Below are 2,865 nucleotides of genomic sequence, written 5' to 3'. Positions count from 1 at the left end.
TCACCAGCTCGATGCGGCGCCCGGCGATTCCGCCTGACACGTTGACGCGCTCCACATGCGCGCGGGCGCCGGCCAGCACACGGTTGGCGACCGGAAAGCCCGCGCCGGTGAGCGGCAGAGACTGGCCGACGACCAGGGCGTCGGGCGCGGCATGGCTTGCCGCGGCCGCGCCCAGCAGCATCGCCGTGGCAAGAAGCCTGCGCGTGCGGCGGGTCAGTGTGTCGCCACGCCGGCTCATACCGGCACTCGTACATTGACCGGCGTGGGCAGGGCCACTGCCGGCCGCAGCAGGAAGTAGCCAAGCGCGGGCAGCAGGACCAGCGCCCCCACCATGTTCCAGACAAACATGAAGGCCAGCAAAATGCCCATGTCGGCCTGGAACTTGATCGGTGAAAAAGCCCAGGTGCCGATGGCCAGCGCCAGCGTGATGCCGGTGAGCAGAACCACGCGGCCGGTGAACTGCAGCGCATGGTGGTAGGCCTCGGACAGGCTGGCACCTTCGCGCATGCGGGCCAGCGTGATGCTGAGCACATAGAGGGCATAGTCCACGCCGATGCCCACGCCAAGCGCAATCACCGGCAGCGTGGCGACCTYGACCCCCATGCCCAGGCCCACCATCAGAGCCTCGCACAGGATCGAGGTCAACACCAGCGGCAGCACCGCCACCACCACTGCGCGCCAGGAGCGGAAGGTGATCCAGCACAAAATCACCACCGCTGCATACACCCACAGCAGCATCTCGCGCATGGCCTTGCCCACCACGATATTGGTCGCCGCATCAATGCCGGCGCTGCCCGCGGCCAGCTTGAAGGTGACGTCCTGCGTGTTGTTGACCGCAGCGAAGCGGTCCACATCTGCCACCACGCGTGCCAGGGTTTCGGCTTTGTGGTCCTTCAGGTAGACGTACAGCGCGAGGAAAGAGCAGCTCTGGTTGAAAAGCTCGCGGGGTGCGCGCGTCTGCACGCCGCCCAAAGCGCCTTCGTTGGGGAGCAGCTCAAACCACTTGAAGTTGCCTTCGTTGTAGCCCACCATGGCCAGCTTGGACAGCGCGGCCATCGAGTTGGTGGATTCCACACCCGGCACTTGCTCAAGCTGCCAGGCCAGGGCGTCCACCTTGGCCAGCGTGCCATAGGCCGTGCATTTATCCGCGGGCGTGGTCACCATCACGGTCAGGATGTCGGCACTCGCTGCGTAGTGGGCAATCTGGTAGGCGTTGTCCTGGTTGTAGCGTGAACTGGGCCGTAGTTCGGATGCGCCGGGGTCGAGGTCGCCGATTTTCAAATGCAGGCTGATGGCATAGCCGCCTGCGGCCATGAGCGCCGCAACGACCACTGCTGCCGTGGCCCAGCGCTTTTGCGTGAAGTGATCCAGCAAGGCCCACAGCCATGAACGTTGTGCCCCTTGCGATGCTTCCTGGCGCAGGCTGCGTGCCGCCGCCGTGGGGGCCACGCCCACGTAAGACAACAGGATGGGCAGCAGCACGAGGTTGGTGAAGATGAGAACCGCCACGCCGATGCTGGCAATCAGGGCCAGGTCCTGGATAACCTTGATCTGGATGATGACCAGCACTGCGAAGCCCACGGCATCGCAGAGCAGCGCGGTCAGGCCCGCGACGAACAGGCGCCGAAAGGTGTAGCGCGCTGCGACCACCCGGTGTGTGCCGCGGCCGATGTCCTGCATGATGCCGTTCATCTTTTGCGCGCCGTGGCTCATGCCGATGGCGAACACCAGGAAGGGCACCAGAACTGAATAAGGGTCGAGCTCATAACCCAGCAATGCCAGCAGGCCGAACTGCCAGACTACCGCCACCACCGAACACGCCACCACAAGCGCTGTGCTGCGGGCGCAGCGGGTGTAGGCAAACAGCACCGCGGTGGTGATGGCGAGAGCCAGCAGGAAGAACAGCAGCACCTGATGCAGGCCCTCGATCAGATCACCAGCCACCTTGGCGAAGCCGGTCACACGAATCTGCAGCGCATCGTTGCCGTGCTTGGCGCGCAGGACTTCGATCTGGCGTGACAAATCGCCATAGTCCAGCGCCTTACCGGTTTCCGGATTACGGTCCAGCAAGGGAACAAACACGATGCTGGACTTGAAGTCGCCCGCCACCAGCTGGCCGATTTCGCCCGAGCGCTCGACGTTGGCGCGCAGCCCGGCAAGGCTGGCGGGTGAGCCGTCGTAGGCATCAGGGATCACTGGCCCGCCGTCCAGGCCTTCCTCGGTCACGGCCACCCAGCGGGTGTTGGAGGTCCACAGCGACTTCATGAAGGGCCGGTCCACACCGGGCAGCAGAAAGATTTCGTCGTTGATCTTCTGCAGCGCATCGAGGTAGGCCTTGTCGAAGATCGTGCCCTGCCGGGCCTCCACCACCAGCCGCAAGGCATTGGCCTGGCCGCCGAGGTCGGCCTTGTGGGCCAGGTAGTTGACGATGTAGGGGTGGCCCGTCGGGATGGTTTTTTCAAAACTGGCGTTGAGCTGCAGCTTGGTGGCCTGCCAGCCCAGCACGAGGGTCAGCAGCAGGCACACCGCCATGACCCAGAGCCGGTGATTGAAAAAAGCGCGCTCAAGCAGCGTGCCCGAACGCGTGTCAAAGTCTTCAAGCCGTGCGACGACGGGCTGGAGATCGGAAGAGGAGGAATCGGCGTGCATAAAGTTTCGCCATTGGCGGCGCATGTCTCTTCGTTGTTTTCAATTTGCCGGCAGTGCGGGCAAGTGCCGCATGCCACGCAGGCTTGCCAGCACCAGGCTGCCGTCGGCCGCCAGGGCAACGCCGGAAACCGGGACCGGCTCGCGTGCCGGGATGCGCCGCAGGCCGGGCCCGCCTGCGGTGCCCATCAGGGCGTCACCCGCCTGGCTCATCAGAAC

The 2,865-nt window shown here is 64.8% G+C and carries 1 protein-coding gene and 1 pseudogene; both read right to left on the bottom strand.

The annotated features are described in order from the left end of the window. A pseudogene (locus AC1DWI_RS18805) lies at positions 1-238 on the bottom strand (ABC transporter substrate-binding protein); the annotation flags it as partial. Next, a complete protein-coding gene (locus AC1DWI_RS18800; RefSeq protein ID WP_477725432.1) occupies positions 235-2,649 on the bottom strand; it encodes an efflux RND transporter permease subunit in 2,415 nt (804 codons plus the stop codon). The pseudogene AC1DWI_RS18805 and the gene AC1DWI_RS18800, both read right to left, overlap by 4 nt. Positions 2,650-2,865: the final 216 nt, after the last annotated feature.

The sequence above is a fragment of the Polaromonas sp. P3_C2 genome (assembly GCF_056402675.1).
The sequence above is the reverse complement of the archived record's forward strand: the minus strand, read 5'-3'. Positions and strand labels throughout refer to the sequence as shown.